Below are 15,328 nucleotides of genomic sequence, written 5' to 3' on the forward strand. Positions count from 1 at the left end.
CGGATGGCGCAGAGCGCGGCCGACCGGGATGCGCGACCTGCGGCCAGGCTTCGGCGACGCCGGCGGAGCGGCAGCGCCGTGCCGCGCAGAGCCAGGCCGCCCGGCAGCGGGCCGCGAGCGACCCGGCCGAGTGTCAACGCCGCGCAGCGCAGCGCCGGGCCTGATCGCCGTACGTCAGGCCGACGATCGCTGGAGGTGTGTATGGGTGGGTGCGGCGCCTGGTTGGGCCGTCATCACTGATATCCACATGATGTCCGTGTGGGGTGTGGTCGGGGGCATGGTGGTGGCGGAATCTCGGCCGGCCTGGGGGCGTTACACCATGCGTGCGACCGAGGAAGCGACCCGCCCGCGGGGTGGGTGAGGCCCCGGAATGAGGGCGGCCCGTCGGTCGTTACACATGGACCCGGCACCGTGAAAGCCTCCTAGGGCCGCGCGGTTGCCCGGGGATCCCTTTCTTTCCTGTTCTGTTGAGCGCCGGACGGTGCTCGCACCCAAACCCCCCTTTGGGCGCGTGTGGGGTGTCGACCCCCGAATGGAGCATTCTCATGAACACGATTCTGCGTCGTAGTGTGCTGGCCCTGGCGGCGTCCGCGACCCTAGGCGGAGCGTTCGCGGTGGGCGCCACGCCCGCAACCGCTGCTAGCAACCCACATCCGGACAAGGTGGCCGAGGCTTCCTCGTGGCTGCAGGAGGAGCTGCTGAAGTTGCAGCCCGGCACAGCCGACGGCGGTATCTACACCGACAAGCCCGGCTACCACAACACCCGCGTAGCCAACAGCCCCACCGACTACTCCGTCCTCGACGACAACGACCAGGGCGGACCCTCGGACAAGGCCGCCGCCTACGACTGGACCTTCTCGGAGGCCACCAACATCGCCGAGTACTCCAGCCGGCTGCTCGCCTCCGGCCAGGATCCCGATGATCCTCGACTGGACGGCTGGCGTGAGTTCTTCGGGCAGGCCGACAGCGACAACGAGGTGGAAGGCTGGGACTTCCGCAAGGACGAAGCCGCCACTTCGGACCCGTCGCACCTCTGGCACATCCACCTGAGCGAGGACCGGGACAAGGTCACCAGCTTCGAGAACAAAGAGGCACTACTCAGCGTTCTCCGAGGCGAGACCGTGGACCAGTGGCGGCTCAACAAGTGAGCCGACCGGGCCGCTGACCACGCCGCCGGGCTGGAGCGAGTGGCCCACCAAGATCACATCCTCGCAAGGAGAGAGCAAACTGTTGGCCGGCACCCGAACTGAGTGCCGGCCAACAGCCGTACCTAGGCCCCATCACCCGGGACTGCTGGCCAATAGCGAGTCGCCTATTCAGTGCCAGCCGTTACCTGCTCCTGATCATCAGGAGTGGTGTAGACCTGCAGCAGCAGGTGAGCCAGCGCTCGAAGGTCTTCAGGTGTCATCCCTGCCTATAGCGACTTCGCGATCTTGTCGGGAGTGCCGCCGAGGTGCCTGATGGCCGACGCGACCTTGCGCGGACGTTCGCCTTTCTCGGCTGTCGACAGCGGCTTCGGGGACTGCGGTCTCGTTAACCGCGGTTAATCCCGGCTTGTGCTGACGCTGTCGCAGTTCCTCAAGCTGCTCTGTAGGTGGTAGCTGGTGAAGGTCTCGCACGTCTCGTAGCGGCACCTCACCCACCCAGGAGACGATGCTGCACGCCGCGGCGGTCGCGTTGCAGTTGGCGCGAGCACGCGGCGGAACTCGGCGAAGACCCTCCGGCCGCCGCTCCCACGGCACGTGAATGATCGAGTAGTAGGCCATTAGACCGCCGAGGCTGGCATCCGGCACCTGCAGCGCCAGCATCGATCCGACCTCGAAGCCAAGCTCCGGATACGTCTGGCGGGCCAGCGCGACCATCTGCGGTGACAGGTCGATGCCGAACGCGTCCAATCCGAGCCGAGGCAGCAGGATCGTGACCCGGCCCGGTCCGCAGCCCACGTCGGCGACCCGGATGTTCCCGCTACGGCGAACCCGTGGCCAGGGCGTTCGGTATATTCCGATCTCGGGTGAAGTGTCAAGTAATCACGTTCGAGATTCATTGACACCCCAGACGGCCTCCCACAGAAAACCCGGTCTCCAGAACGGGTGAGTGGTCCTGCTCAGCTCTTCGGCTCGGACAGGACACAGAATTCGTTGCCCTCGGGGTCGAAGAGGGTCACCCAGTGCTGCCCTTCCTGCGCGGGGTCGGCGCGCCGGGCACCGAGGGAGATCAGCCGGGCGACCTCGGCCTCGTGGTTGTCGGGGCGGAAGTCGGGGTGGAGCCGATTCTTCGCCGTCTTGCCCTCAGGGACGGGGACGAAGAGCAGCCCCGGCAACCGGTCCGGCTCGGGTCGGATCTCCATGATCTCATCGGTCTGGTCGACCACGACCCAGCCGAGAGCCACGGCCCACCACTGCCCGAGGGCGATCGGGTCGGAGGAGTCCACGATGATCTGTTCCCATTCGAGGGCCATGAGCATGATCATAGGCAGTCGGCCGGCTGGCGGGACGGGACCCGACGGTCTGCAAAGGTCTCGGCCGCGTAAGGCCTCCGGTCGCCGTAGGGCCGGTAGTCCGCGGGCGGCTGGGGTGCCAGATCCACCGGCCGCCTGCCGACGATGCCGACCATCAGGCACCTCGGCGGCACTCTCGACAAGATCGCGAAGTCGCTACCGGCAGAGATGACACCTGAAGACCTTCGAGCGCTGGCTCACCTGCTGCTGCAGGTCTACACCACTCCTGATGATCAGGAGCAGGTACCGGCTGGCACTGAATAGGCGACTCGCTATTGGCCAGCAGCCCCGGGTGATGGGGCCTAGGTACGGCTGTTGGCAAGGGTGGGTCTGCTTGTCGGGGTGATGGCGGCGCTGTCGGGCCCCGGGGGTGGTTGGTGGTGGCTGGGTGTGCCGTTGGGACTGGGCTGCCTGACTCATCCCTCGGCGACGCGTTGACGCACTCGCGGGTTCCGCTGCTGTGGCCGATCCGGGTACGAGGCTGCCGGTGGGCGGCGGGGCATGTGTGCGCCGTTGCGGTTTCGCACCGCACCTTCGGTGTCACCGCCCCGACGACCGGGCTGGAGATCCTGCCGGAGCCCGCCGAGATGGGCAACGAGGACACCGCGCACCCGTTCTGCCGTTGGGTCGACAACAAGGAAGCCTGAGCCGATCACCGGCGCAGGAGACCCTGGCGATCTCCGACTACGAAATCTTGCCAGGGCCAGTACAGGGCCTACGCCGACACCTCAGGTCGCCGGTCTGTAGAGACTGCCGCAATCAGCCGTCGGCTTGCTCGTCGGTAGCGGCGCACCGTAGCAGGCGACGTAGCCGAAAATTCGCGTGTGTGAAGGCAAGCAGGCAGGTATACAACGGACAGCAAGTTGCCATGCGCGACACAGAGGAGCAGAGATGACCGGTAAGACCTCGCCGGCCAAGTCCGTATCCGACCGCGCCATGCGTGCTGTCATGGCAAAGAACCGGGCCGCGTGGCTCGACTGCTTCGCCGAGGACGCGCTGCTGCGCGACCCGGTCGGTGGTTCGCCGCTTGACCCGCACGGAAAGGGCTTTCGGGGGCATGCCGCCCTAGCACAGTTCTGGGACTCACTGGTCGAGCCCGCCCAGGACGTGCGCTTCGTCGTGCGCGAGGAATACCCCTCGTCCCAGGCCACGGCGAAGGTGGCATCAGTCGCCGTCACGCTGCCTGGAGGCGAGGCACTCAGCTACGACGGCGTGTTCGTGTACGAGGTGGACGAGTCTGAACGGATCACGTCCTTGAGCGGGTACTTCACGCCACCCTTCCCCGCAACGTAGCCGGCCCTTGAGGACTAACACTCGGAAAAGTCCCGTTAGGCAAGATCATCTGCGGTCGGCCGGGCAGCTGCCCGGCCACGTGGGGACAATAGCGATCGTTTCGCCCCCACGCCCGGCGGCGGCCGTGCGGGCCGCGGTCGGCCCCGAATTCGGTAGCAAACCAGGGGGCAAAGCCGGCGTGTAGCAGAAGGCGCAACCACCGTTTTCGCTACGGATGAGGCCTTGCCCGTACCTTCGGGAGGCCGCTGAAAGATCACCTCATCCTCAACGACGAACCGACCGCTCGCGAGAACCTCATCGGGCTCGTGCGGGTCTCCACCGACGCCCAGGAACTCGCCCGCCAGATCGACGCACTCAAGGCGGCTGGCTGCGCCCGGATCTACCTCGAAAGGCGTCGGGCAAGAAGGGCACCGCCCTGCCGGGCCTGACCGCGGCGCTGGACCACATGCGCCGCGGCGACACCCTGGTCGTGCTCGACCTGACCCAGCCCGGCCGCGACACCCGCGAACTCCTCGCGATCGTCGAGGACGACCTGCACGCCCACGGCCGCCACTTCCGCACCCTCGACGGCATCGTGCTCGACACCAGCGACGCCCTGTGCGGCGAACTGATCTTCACGGTGCTCGCCGCCATCGCCAAGTTCCAGCGCCAGCAGATCGTCAAAGGCACCCGAGAGGGCCTCGACGCAGCCCGAGCGCGTGGCCGTGTCGGAGGTCGCCCCCGCGGGTTGACCGCTGAGCAGGTAGCCGACGCTCGCATCCTGCTTGCAGCCGGACAAACCCAGTCTGCTGTCGCTACCAAGCTGCGTGTCTCACGCTGGACCCTCGAACGCGCCCTTAGCAACGCCGCCGTGCCCGACTGACTCGTGTGCCACAGCCTGCACATTGATCAGTCAGGCCGGTCACAGGTGATGCCCACGGCATGAGCGGACGTCGATAGGTGCGTGGCTGACAGAATGCAGATCATGGGAAGGACACATGAACGGATTTCCGGCCGGCTACGTGAGTTCATCGAGGCACAACCGATCTTCTTCACTGCGACGGCGCCGCTGTCCGGGTCAGGGACGGTGAACCTGTCGCCGAAGGGGCTGAGCGGATCGTTCGCCGTTGTCGACGAGCTGACCGTCGCGTACCTCGACTTCGCCGGCAGCAACGCGGAAACCGTGGCGCACCTTCGCGAGAACGGGCGCATCACCCTGATGTGGTGCGCGTTTGCGGGGCCGCCGAACATCGTGCGGGTCCACGGCCGCGGCGAACCGGTCTTCCGCGGCGACCCGCGCTGGTCAAGCCTCAGGCCCTACTTCCCGAACATCGACACCTCGCTGCACGGACTTCGGGCGATCATCCTGGTGCACGCTGACCTGATCCGCGACACCTGCGGCTACGCCGTGCCGTTGATGACCTACGACGGCGATCGTGATCTGCACGCCAAGCGCTTCTCCCGCGAGGACGACGCGTCGCTGAGCGCCTACTTCGAAAAGAAGGAGTTCATCGCGTCCAGCCTCGACGGTCTGCCCGGCTTGCCGCTTCCGCTGCCGCCCACGCCGCGAAACGGCGCTGGCCGAGACAATGCGCAGCGGTCATGACCGGCGGATCCGGCCCCGTGGTGGCAGCCTTCCGCGATGAAGTGGCCGCTTCGGTGTGGCGCTGAGCAACCTCCGGCGCCACTGTGGAATCGCCCTACCATGCTGCGGGTGTTGCGTGGTCACCTGACGCCCGAGGAAGTCGCTGAACGAGACGCCCAAGCCAAGGCACGCGTGGCAGCCGCAGAACGAGTCGAACGCGACCGTAAGGAACAACAGGCGCAGGAGGCGAAAGCGAGCGCCGCCAGAGTGGCGCAATACCGCGAGCGTGATCGGCTCATCGCGGAGCGTCTGGCAGTCGTCAAGCAATGAACGACAAAAGCTGCAGGGGTGGGAAGCGGAACACTGGTCTGCCATCCAAACCTGCTGGCCTTCATCAAGGACCGTCTGAAGTTCAGCGCCGACTGGCACCCGCCGCGCGCTGAGGCCATCAGCCAGCTCGACGACGGGTTGATCCGGGTACGCCTGGCCAGACTCGGTGTGGCTAGCCGGGCTGCGGCCGCGGTGGTCGCCCACGAAGCGGGCATCGCTGTTTCACCACCTGCGCAGCAGTAACGACACCGCCTGCTGGGCCGGCGGCATGAGCCCCAGCAGAGCAGCCGCCACCGCCGCGCCACCGAGCAATGCACCAGCCAGAACGTCGTGCGGGTAGTGCACCTCCACCAGCACCCGCAGCAACGCGGCCGCCCCGGCCAGAGGCAGCGACAGCGCGGCAAGGCGCGGCCACAGCACCGCCAGCCCGACGGCCAAGGTGACGTGGCTACTCGGAAACGACCAGTCCCCGCTTGCGGGACAATTGGCGATCAGTTCGATCCCCGGACGCAACGCACGGCACGGTCGTTCCTCGTCCACCACCAACTTCATCGCTTCACTGACTGCGTAGGCCACCATGGTGCCGACACCGGTCAGCACGGTCCCGGTAGTTCCGGCGACGCATCGCCGTCCACCACATCGCGACCAGCAGCATTTAACATCGCCAGCGTGATGGAACTGGACCTCGACAACTTCGTAGCCACTGTGGACGCCCGTGCCCGACAACTGCACAACATTGGCATCCAATGGCAGCTACACCGAGGCCCCACCTACAACAAGTCCGCAGCCTGGATCGACTGCACCAACGGCGATCTCGTCGGCTGGTTGATCGTCTGGACCAGCGGTGAGGCCGAACTCGAAACAGCCGACCTGACCACAGGGTCAGTCGACAGCACCCACTACGAATTCTCCGCGCTCAACGACCTCACCACCTGCCTCGACGACCTGATCCGCAGGCTAACTGCACGCGGCCGCCTACCTGAGGCAGGCACGGCTGCTGGCACTGGCCGGGAAACCGCTCTCGCCGCCGTACGCCGCGCCTGGCCCGCCGACGCGTGACATGAATCAGGCCCCGCCGCACCGGAACAACTCGCGTCATCAGACGATGATCGTGGATGCAGATCTCGCAGCCAGCACCGTGCTCGGCGTTACTCACCGTGATTGCTGGACAAGCCAAGAACACGAATACAAGATACTTAGATTACGCAACCCTGCCAGTCGACTAGGCCTGGAGTGGAGGGCAGTCCGCAGCGGGCGGGAAGACACGCCACAGCCCCGACCCTTGCGAGTCGGGGCTGTGGCGTTGGAATGTGGATCAGACGCACTACGAGTAGAGCATCCCTGGATGTGGACCTGGCTACTCCGGCTCGTGCAGCATCAACTGCCGGGCGGCCTCGGTGACGGAGCCGGAGAGCGAGGGGTAGATGGTGATGGTCTGAGCCAGCTCGTTGACCGTCAGATGGTTCTCCACCGCCATCGTGATCGGCAGGATCAGCTCGCTGGCCTTCGGGGCGACCACCACGCCACCGATCACCTGGCCGCTGGCGGGCCGGCAGAAGAGTTTGACGAAGCCGTCGGGGACCTCGTCCATCTTCGCCCGGGCGTTGCCGGCGAGCGGCAGCATGACCTGCCGAGCCGGCACCCTCCCCGCGTCCACCTCGTCCTGGGAGACGCCGACCGTGGCCAGCTCCGGGTCGGTGAAGACGTTCGCCGCGACCGTACGCAGCCGTAGCGGCCGAACCGCCTCGCCGAGCGCGTGCCACATCGCGATCCGGCCCTGCATCGCGGCCACGCTGGCCAACGGCAGCATCCCGGTGCAGTCACCGGCGGCATAGATGCCGGGCACGTTGGTCCGGGACACCCGGTCGACCGCGACGTACCCACCCCGGGCCAGCCCGACGCCGTACTCGGCCAGCCCCAGATCGGCGGTGTTGGGAATGGAGCCCACCGCGATCAGCGCGTGTGAACCGTGCACCCGGCGCCCGTCGGAGAGCTCGACCTCGACGCCGTCGGCAGTCCGGCGGACGGCGTTGGCCCGGGAGTTGTTCAGGATGCTCATCCCCCGGCTGCGGAACACCCGCTCGATCGCCATCGCCGCGTCGGCGTCCTCATGCGGCATCACCCGGTCCCGGCTGGAGACGAGGGTGACCTCGATCCCCATCGCCAGGTAGGCGCTGGCGAACTCGGCGCCGGTGACGCCGGAGCCGACCACGACCAGGTGCCGGGGCAACTCGGGGAGGTCGTACACCTGCCGCCAGGTGAGGATGCGCTCGCCGTCCGGGACCGCGGTGGGGAGTTGGCGCGGGGTAGCGCCGGTGGCGATCAGGACGGTGGTGGCATCGATCTGGTCCTCCGCGCCACCCTCCGCTGGTGTGACGATCACCCGATGGTTGTGACCGAGCGTGTCTTCGCCGAGCCGGGCCCTGCCGGCCACGAACGTCACCCCGGCCTTGACCAACTTGGCGTGAATGTCGGCAGACTGCGCGAGCGCGAGCCGCTTGACTCGTGCGTGCACCGCCGGGGCGTCAACGGTGACCGCCGCCAGCCCGTCCGAGTGGACCCCGAACTCCTCCGTGTCCCGATACCCGGTCACCAGCTGTGAGCTGGCGATGAAGGTCTTCGACGGCACACAGTCGGACAGCACGCAGGCACCGCCGGCGCCGTCTGCCTCGACCACGGTGACATCGGCGTCCAGTTGGGCGGCGACCAACGCCGCCTCATAACCGGCCGGCCCCCCACCGATGATCACGATCCGGCTCACAGCGCTCACTCCTCGTCCATGCTCACAGTGACTTTCTTCTCCCGAACGCATCCGACACGCACCGTCGTATTCTCCCCCACCCGTCAGCCGGGCTATCGTCATCGTTGTGCGTCATTACGCCGCCTACGGCTCAAACCTCGACCCTGCCCGGATGCGCGCCTACTGTCCGCATTCGCCGATGGTGGGCACCGGCTGGCTCGAAGGCTGGCGGCTCACCTTCGCCGGTGAAGGCGTGATCGGCTGGGAGGGCGCGGTCAGCACCGTGGTCGAGTCCCCCGGGGACCGCGTCTTCGTGGCGCTCTACGACATCCACGCGTACGACGCGGCCCAGCTCGACGAGATCGAGGGCGTAACCTCCGGCACCTACCGAAAACTCCACCTGCGGGTGTCGGCCCTGACCGGCGATGTGACGGCGTGGATCTACGTATTCGACGGTTACGAGGGGGGCCTGCCGACCTCGTGGTACCTCTCGGAAATCGCCAACGCCGCCGAGAAGGCGGGCGCCCCGGACGACTACGTCACGGGACTGCGTTCCCGCCCCACCGGCACCGCTTCGGCCTGACGGCCGGCAGTCTGTCGCGGGATGTCGCACGACCCACAGTCTGCTATCGCCCCCGTCGGGACAACGAGCCGGCCCCGCCGTGCGTCGTCAATCACACATTCGGGTGTCGGCCGGCACGGCGTGGGTCGGCCTCCTCCTCGGCGAGCGCCTCTGCCGCGGCCTCCACCTCGCCGGTCCGGCGCCGCGCGACGACGACCGCCCGTTCGGCTGCCCGCCGCGCCGACTTCGCCCGGCTCAGCTCCTCTTCGGCAGCAGCCCGTTGCCGCTCCAGCTCGGCGATCTCCGCTTCGATCGCAGCGAGGCCGTCCACTCCGCCCCGCTCAGCCTCCGCGGCACCGGCCAGCTCCGCCTCGGCCCGTTCCTGATCAGTACGGGCCTGCGCCAACTCCGTCGCCAACGCCCGACGTCGCCGTTCCCGCTCGGCGCGGGCGGCCCGCTCCGCCTGCCGGGCACGGGGTGCTGACCGGTCGCCACCCGGTGGCCGGGACGGCGGCGCCGGCTCCTCGGTGACCAACCGTAGCTGCGGTCGCGGCACCTCGCCGAATCCGGCGTAGCTGGCGGCCCGGAGCAGCCGGCCGGAGCGCACCTGCTCGGCGACCTCGGCGTCGGAGAGCGCGGCGTTGAGGGTCGATTCCACCGCACCGAGCGGGAGCTTGCCGGGCGGTGGGGCACCGGGTACCGCGGTCGCCAGACTGCGGACCTCCGCGAGCAGCGCGCCGACCACCGCCCGCCGTTGGGTGGAGAGCTCCCGCAGTTGCGCGCCGCGAAGCTCGCGCTGGGCCGACCGGAGTGACTCCGCGAGCTGACCCAGGTCGGCGACGAGCTCCGGTCGCTCCAACGCGAGCAGGTTCACCAGCCAGGCCGCGACCGTCGGGCGACGAAGCCGGGCGATCTCCCGCGCGGCAGGTACGTCGCCCGCTCGCCGCGCCTCGGCCACCGCCTCGTCCCGGGCGGCCACAAACCGGTCGGGTGGCGTGCGGTAGAGCTGCCGCAGCAGTTCCCGAGACGGACCAGACATGCGGTTCAGGCATCCACCAGGGTGCCCGGTACGAGCCGCTGGTAGTCCACGTCGGAGAGGCGGACGAAGTTGTTGTTCAGCACGTCCAGGCCGCGGTCGTTGAGTAACCCGTCGTGCAACGCGTACGCCCGGCGGGGCGTGACGGCGCGGAGGAAGTCCAGCGACTCGGCGAACTTCGCCCAGGGCGCGTGGATCGGCAGGAACAGCGTGTCGACCGGAACGTCCTGCGGTACGACGAAGGAGTCGCCGGGGTGGTAGACCACGTCGTCAATCAGGTACGCCAGGTTCTCCACCACCGGAAGGTCGGAGTGGATCACGGCGTGTCGGCCGCCGTAGGCACGGACCGGGACGCCGGCGGCGGTGAATTCCGCGCCCGCCTCGACCGGGACGAACGCGGCGGTCAGGCCCTCCAGCACAGTCGCCAGCGACGGCGGCCCGTACACGACGAACGGCCCCCGGTCGTGCTGCTCGGTCAGGGCCGCCACATCCACGTGGTCCGGGTGCTCGTGGGTGATCAGCACAGCGTCCACCCCGTCCAGCGCGGCGCGCTCGCTGTAGACGCCGGGATCAACGACCAGCACCCCGCCTTCGTCCTCCACCCGGATGCAGGAGTGCGTGTACTTGGTCAGCCGCATTCGTGACTCCTCGAGAATCGAATCGTGACCTCCTCAGCGCAGTCTGCCGGAAGGGACGCCGCATCGCGTCCCGACTGACCGATCGTCCCTGCCGTCCGGGTCACGCCCCGGGGCGGGAGCAGATGAATGTTACGGATCGGAGCGGACATGTATCGATGTGAACCGCGCGGCCGAGGGGCGGCGCTGCTGGCGATACTGGTGGGGGTCCTGCTCGTCAGTGGCTGCGGTGCGGGGACCGACGAGCACGTCGGTCCGGGCACCGACGACGACGCGGCGGCGACCGCGGCGGGTGCCGGCCAGCAGGACGGGCCGGCCGGGCCGGCCGAGGGTGGCGACGCTTCGGCGGACCTCCGGGTCGACCAGCGTGCCATCGTCTACACCGGTTCGATGCGCGTGCAGGTGCCCGACGTCGAGCAGGCCGCCCGCGAGGCGATCGCCCGGACCACCGCGGCCGGTGGTTTCGTCGGTGGTGACCAGCGACGTAGTGCCGCTGGGAACGCCACCGTCGAGCTGACCCTCCGGGTGCCGGCCGCGAAGTTCGCGTCGGTGGTGGAGCAGGTCGCCGAACTCGGCAAACGGCAGCGGCAGGAGATCTCCACCGAGGACGTTACCGAGGAGACGATCGACCTCGACGCCCGGATCACCACGCAACGGGCCCGGGTGGAGAACGCCCGACGGCTGCTCGGCGAGGCACAGTCGATCAGCGATCTGGTGTCGCTGGAGAACGAGTTGGCGCGCCGCGAGGCCGACCTCGCCTCGCTGGAGGCGAAGCAGCGCCGGCTGGCGGACCTCACCGCGCTCTCCTCGATCGTGGTGTCGCTGGTCGGCCCGGACGCCGCCACCGAGGACGAGGCTTCCGCGTTCGGTTTCGTGGCTGGTCTCGAGGGCGGGTGGAAGGTCTTCCTGATCTCGGGGACCGTCCTGCTGACCGTGCTCGGGGCGGTACTGCCGTGGCTGCTCCTGCTCGGCGTGCCGGTGGGCACGACGGTGTGGCTGCTACGCCGCCGCTCGCGGCCGGCCCTGGTCGCTCCCCCCGCGGACGGCGCCGGGAGGGGGCCGGCCGATCCCACCGGCGACGGGGTCGCTCCGCCCGCGGTCAGCCCGCCGCCGCAAGCGCCTGGAGCGCGGTCTGCACCATGAGCCGGACGCCGACCGGGATGGCCCGCTCGTCCGGATCGAACGATGCGCGGTGGAGGTCAACGTTCGGGCCCGAGCGGCCGACACCGAGTCGGGCCAGGGCACCGGGGACGTACTCCAGATACCAGGAGAAGTCCTCACCCCCCATGCTCTGCGGAGTCTCCGCAATGCCGGCCGGCCCGAGCGCGGCGGTGGTCGCGGCGGCGAAGACCTGGATGGCCTGGGAATCGTTGCTGACCGGTGGTCGGCCACGCTGATAGTCCAGATCCACGGTGGCGCCGGTGGGGGCGATCACGTCCTGGACCACCTGGGCGACGACATCGGGGGCCATCGCCCAGGTGTCCCGATCCATCACGCGCAGCGTCCCGGAGGCACAGGCCTCCGACGGGATGACGTTGTAGCGGGTGCCGGCCGAGGCGTGGCCGAAGACCAGCAGTAGTCCACTGTTGGCCGGCACCCGCCGGGCGACCATGGCCGGCACCTCGGTGATCAGCCGGCCGAGGGCGTCAACCAGATCGACGGTGAGGTGCGGGCGGGCGGTGTGCCCGCCGGGACCGGTCAACCGAACGCTGACGTTGTCGGCGGCAGCGGTGATCGGACCGACCCGCAGGCCGACCTCGCCGACCGGCAGGTTCGGGTCGCAGTGCAGCGCGAAGATCTGCACCACCTCGTCGAGACCGCCGGCCTCGATCACCTCAAGCGACCCACAGGGCAGGATCTCCTCGGCCGGCTGGAAGATCAGGCGCACCCGGCCCGGCAGTTCGCCCGCTTCGGCGAGGCGGGCGAGGAGCATTCCCAGGCCAAGCAGGACCGTGGTGTGCACGTCGTGGCCGCAGGCGTGACACACCCCGTCAACCGTGGAGCGGAAGGGCACGTCCTTGCTGTCGGTCAACGGCAGCGCGTCGATGTCGGCCCGGAACGCGATCACCGGACCGTCTGGGCGACCGTCGATGTCGCAGATGACTCCGTTGCCCTTCGGGAGCAGCCGGGGTCGCAACCCGGCTCGGGTCAGCTCCCGGGCGATCAGAGCGGCCGTCTCGAACTCCTCGCCGGAGAGCTCCGGATGTGAGTGGATTCGCCGACGGGTGGCGATCAGGCCCGACACCCGGAACGCGAGAAACTGGTCCAGGTCGAGGGGTAGGGGCTGGGAGCCGGCGGGCGCCTCCGTCCAGGACGACGCCAGCTGGCCATTACTCGGCAGCGTCAACGCACTCGTCACGTCGAATTCTCGATCACTAGAAATGGATGAATCTTCCGGAACCGCCGACAGCCTAGACCTCCGACGGTGACGCTGCGCAACCTCGTTCTGGTAGCGATCGGGCCGCTCTGCGTCACGTACGCCCTGCTCGGGGCGCTCGTTCATCGGCGGGACAGCAGGTAGATCGCGGTTGAACGCTGCCATCTGCCCCACACCTCCTACAACGCGTAACCGATTCACGAGTGAGGAATTTTTCCCCATCACTCGAGACCGTCATCCGAATTGTGGCATTAGTCCGTTCTATTAACGGACACTCCGACAACTAGCAACCACACTCACGACCGGGCCCGCAGACGGTCACACGTTCACCCGGTAACCGACCACACACGGTGTGCGTCTACTTCACTCGAACGGGTTACCCACGGTTGCCGCCGATTACCCGCCGAAACTGTTACCCCAGCCCCCGAACGGGCAGCGGGCAGCAACCGCTGGCGGCACCGGCAGCACCGCGGGAACGCCAGCCGCCGGATGCCAGGGCGGGGAGGCCGGGACGCCAGGACGCGGGGAGGCCGGGACGCCAGGACGCGGGGACGGGCGCCGGGGCGGGGTCAGAAGCGATCAGCGGGGCGGTACATCCCCCAGACCTCACGCAGCGTGCCGCAAACCTCGCCAACCGTGGCCCGAGCCCGCAGCGCCTCCTTCATCGGGTAGAGCACGTTACCGCTCCCCTCGGCAGCGGCCCGGAGCTGCGCCCGGGCTCGCTCGACCGCACCGGAGTCCCGCTCAGCCCGCAACTTCGCCAGCCGCTCGGCCTGCGCGACCTCGATCGCCGGGTCGACCCGCAGCGGCTCGTACGGCTCCTCCTCGTCCACCGTGAACCGGTTGAGCCCCACCACGACCCGCTCGCCGGAGTCGATCTGCTGCGCGATCTGGTACGCCGACTGCTCGATCTCCCGCTTCTGGAACCCGACCTCGATCGCCTCAACCGCCGAACCGTGCTCGAAGACCCGCTGCATCAGCCCCTCCGCCGCGGTCTCGATCTCGGCCGTCATCGCCTCCACCACGTACGAACCGGCGAACGGGTCAACAGTGTCGGTCAGGTCCGTCTCGTAGGCGAGCACCTGCTGCGTCCGCAGCGCGAGCCGGGCGGCCTTCTCCGTCGGCAACGCGATCGCCTCGTCGAAGCTGTTGGTGTGCAGCGACTGCGTTCCGCCGAGTACGGCACCGAGCCCCTGCACCGCCACCCGGACCAGGTTCACCTCCGGTTGCTGGGCGGTGAGCTGCACGCCGGCGGTCTGGGTGTGGAAACGGAGCATCATCGACTTCGGGTTCTCCGCCCCGAACTCGTCCCGCATCAGCCGCGCCCAGATTCGCCGGGCGGCACGGAACTTCGCCACCTCCTCCAACAGCGTCGTCCGGGCGACGAAGAAGAACGACAGCCGGGGCGCGAAGTCATCCACGGCGAGCCCGGCGGCGATCGCCGCGCGCACGTACTCGACCCCGTTGGCCAGGGTGAAGGCGATCTCCTGAACGGGGGACGCGCCCGCCTCGGCCATGTGGTAGCCGGAGATGGAAATGGTGTTCCACTTTGGCACCTCGGCGCGACAGTAGGCGAAGGTGTCCGCGACCAGGCGCAGCGAGGGCTTCGGCGGGAAAATGTACGTCCCGCGGGCGATGTACTCCTTGAGGATGTCGTTCTGGATCGTGCCGTTCAGTGCCGCCCCCGGCACGCCGTTCTCCTCGGCGACCAACTGATAGAGCAGCAGCAGCACCGAGCCCGGCGCGTTGATGGTCATCGAGGTGGAGACCTTGTCCAGCGGAATGCCGTCGAAGAGCAGTCGCATGTCCTCGATGGAGTCAATGGCGACACCGACCTTGCCGACCTCACCGTGGGCGATCGACTCGTCCGAGTCGTACCCCATCTGGGTGGGCAGGTCGAAGGCGACGGAGAGTCCCATCGTGCCGGCCCGAAGCAGCTGGTGGTAGCGCGCGTTGGACTCCGCGGCGGTACCGAAGCCGGCATACTGGCGCATCGTCCAGGGGCGCGCCGTGTACATAGTCGGGTAGACCCCACGGGTGTACGGGTACTCCCCCGGGTTGCCCAGCCGGGAGTCCAGGTCCTCCGGGAGGTCGGCCGCCGTGTAGACGCCCTGAATCGGGAAACCGGACTCGCTTGACCGCCGTTCGCTCATTACCGGATGGTAAGACGACCTGTTCCGGCACCGGATGAGGGATTGGGCACACACCCCACCCGGCCACCCCAGCGTGCCCGCTCGGACACGCATCGTCGACTTTGCCAAATGTCCGCCGCGTCGGCTTTCGCAACCGGCATC

At 68.4% G+C, this 15,328-nt stretch carries 17 protein-coding genes and 2 pseudogenes; 11 read left to right on the top strand and 8 right to left on the bottom strand.

Features of this window, described 5'->3' with window-relative positions:
• The first annotated feature begins 545 nt into the window (after positions 1-545).
• On the top strand, positions 546-1,148 hold the full coding sequence (locus B118_RS0108670; protein ID WP_018219561.1) for a hypothetical protein: 603 nt from the start codon (positions 546-548) through the stop codon (positions 1,146-1,148).
• Between the two features lie 249 nt (positions 1,149-1,397).
• On the opposite strand, the gene B118_RS30050 is transcribed toward B118_RS0108670, so the two are convergent.
• Positions 1,398-1,943 (bottom strand): class I SAM-dependent methyltransferase, encoded by a 546-nt coding sequence (locus B118_RS30050; RefSeq protein ID WP_028192648.1) that lies wholly within the window; start codon positions 1,941-1,943, stop codon positions 1,398-1,400.
• 161 nt (positions 1,944-2,104) lie between these two features.
• The gene (locus tag B118_RS0108680; protein WP_027657966.1) at positions 2,105-2,470 is read right to left on the bottom strand and encodes a VOC family protein; all 366 of its coding nucleotides are present in this window, start codon (positions 2,468-2,470) and stop codon (positions 2,105-2,107) included.
• Positions 2,471-2,602: 132 nt separating this feature from the next.
• On the opposite strand from B118_RS0108680, the gene B118_RS31605 reads away from it, so the two are divergent.
• The 7 genes and pseudogenes from B118_RS31605 (at position 2,603) to B118_RS32345 (ending at position 5,927) form a co-directional block, all read left to right on the top strand.
• Positions 2,603-2,761 (top strand): hypothetical protein, encoded by a 159-nt coding sequence (locus B118_RS31605; protein WP_018811396.1) that lies wholly within the window; start codon positions 2,603-2,605, stop codon positions 2,759-2,761.
• Between the two features lie 54 nt (positions 2,762-2,815).
• A pseudogene (locus B118_RS30055) lies at positions 2,816-3,037 on the top strand (metal-dependent hydrolase); the annotation flags it as partial.
• A 351-nt stretch (positions 3,038-3,388) separates the two neighbouring features.
• Positions 3,389-3,790 (top strand): nuclear transport factor 2 family protein, encoded by a 402-nt coding sequence (locus B118_RS0108695; RefSeq protein ID WP_018221164.1) that lies wholly within the window; start codon positions 3,389-3,391, stop codon positions 3,788-3,790.
• Between the two features lie 305 nt (positions 3,791-4,095).
• Positions 4,096-4,652 (top strand): annotated as a pseudogene (locus B118_RS33430) (recombinase family protein).
• A gap of 102 nt (positions 4,653-4,754) precedes the next feature.
• The gene (locus B118_RS28105) at positions 4,755-5,375 is read left to right on the top strand and encodes a pyridoxamine 5'-phosphate oxidase family protein (protein WP_050573267.1); all 621 of its coding nucleotides are present in this window, start codon (positions 4,755-4,757) and stop codon (positions 5,373-5,375) included.
• Positions 5,376-5,483: 108 nt separating this feature from the next.
• Positions 5,484-5,684 carry a hypothetical protein gene (locus B118_RS31615; protein WP_155246515.1) on the top strand — a complete coding sequence of 67 codons (201 nt, stop codon included), beginning with the start codon at positions 5,484-5,486 and terminating at the stop codon, positions 5,682-5,684.
• Between the two features lie 18 nt (positions 5,685-5,702).
• Positions 5,703-5,927: a hypothetical protein gene (locus tag B118_RS32345; RefSeq protein WP_027657965.1), complete on the top strand. Its 225-nt coding sequence runs from the start codon at positions 5,703-5,705 to the stop codon at positions 5,925-5,927.
• Here the strand turns inward: B118_RS32345 and B118_RS28110 are convergent.
• Positions 5,907-6,284, bottom strand: coding sequence for a phosphatase PAP2 family protein (locus tag B118_RS28110; RefSeq protein ID WP_018811401.1), 378 nt, complete (start codon positions 6,282-6,284; stop codon positions 5,907-5,909). The two genes, B118_RS32345 and B118_RS28110, sit on opposite strands and share 21 nt — an antisense overlap.
• A gap of 72 nt (positions 6,285-6,356) precedes the next feature.
• Between B118_RS28110 and B118_RS0108720 the strand changes: the two genes are divergently transcribed.
• A complete protein-coding gene (locus B118_RS0108720) occupies positions 6,357-6,743 on the top strand; it encodes a hypothetical protein (RefSeq protein ID WP_028192649.1) in 387 nt (128 codons plus the stop codon).
• 298 nt (positions 6,744-7,041) lie between these two features.
• On the opposite strand, the gene B118_RS0108725 is transcribed toward B118_RS0108720, so the two are convergent.
• Positions 7,042-8,445: an NAD(P)H-quinone dehydrogenase gene (locus B118_RS0108725; RefSeq protein ID WP_028192650.1), complete on the bottom strand. Its 1,404-nt coding sequence runs from the start codon at positions 8,443-8,445 to the stop codon at positions 7,042-7,044.
• A gap of 106 nt (positions 8,446-8,551) precedes the next feature.
• Here B118_RS0108725 and B118_RS0108730 point away from each other — a divergent pair, with 106 nt between their 5' ends.
• On the top strand, positions 8,552-9,007 hold the full coding sequence (locus B118_RS0108730) for a gamma-glutamylcyclotransferase (protein WP_026185420.1): 456 nt from the start codon (positions 8,552-8,554) through the stop codon (positions 9,005-9,007).
• Positions 9,008-9,098: 91 nt separating this feature from the next.
• On the opposite strand, the gene B118_RS0108735 is transcribed toward B118_RS0108730, so the two are convergent.
• Positions 9,099-10,025, bottom strand: coding sequence for a hypothetical protein (locus B118_RS0108735; protein ID WP_018221167.1), 927 nt, complete (start codon positions 10,023-10,025; stop codon positions 9,099-9,101).
• Between the two features lie 5 nt (positions 10,026-10,030).
• Positions 10,031-10,660, bottom strand: coding sequence for an MBL fold metallo-hydrolase (locus B118_RS0108740; protein ID WP_018221168.1), 630 nt, complete (start codon positions 10,658-10,660; stop codon positions 10,031-10,033).
• Positions 10,661-10,786: 126 nt separating this feature from the next.
• On the opposite strand from B118_RS0108740, the gene B118_RS0108745 reads away from it, so the two are divergent.
• On the top strand, positions 10,787-11,800 hold the full coding sequence (locus tag B118_RS0108745; protein WP_026270698.1) for a DUF4349 domain-containing protein: 1,014 nt from the start codon (positions 10,787-10,789) through the stop codon (positions 11,798-11,800).
• Here B118_RS0108745 and B118_RS0108750 read toward each other — a convergent pair.
• A complete protein-coding gene (locus tag B118_RS0108750; RefSeq protein WP_018221170.1) occupies positions 11,757-13,016 on the bottom strand; it encodes an amidohydrolase in 1,260 nt (419 codons plus the stop codon). The genes B118_RS0108745 and B118_RS0108750 overlap by 44 nt on opposite strands.
• 587 nt (positions 13,017-13,603) lie before the next feature.
• Positions 13,604-15,187, bottom strand: a complete 1,584-nt coding sequence (locus B118_RS0108755) for an acyl-CoA mutase large subunit family protein (protein WP_018221171.1) — start codon at positions 15,185-15,187, stop codon at positions 13,604-13,606.
• Positions 15,188-15,328: the final 141 nt, after the last annotated feature.

Origin of the sequence: Salinispora pacifica CNR114 (assembly GCF_000514775.1) — a bacterium.
GTDB lineage: Bacteria > Actinomycetota > Actinomycetes > Mycobacteriales > Micromonosporaceae > Micromonospora > Micromonospora pacifica.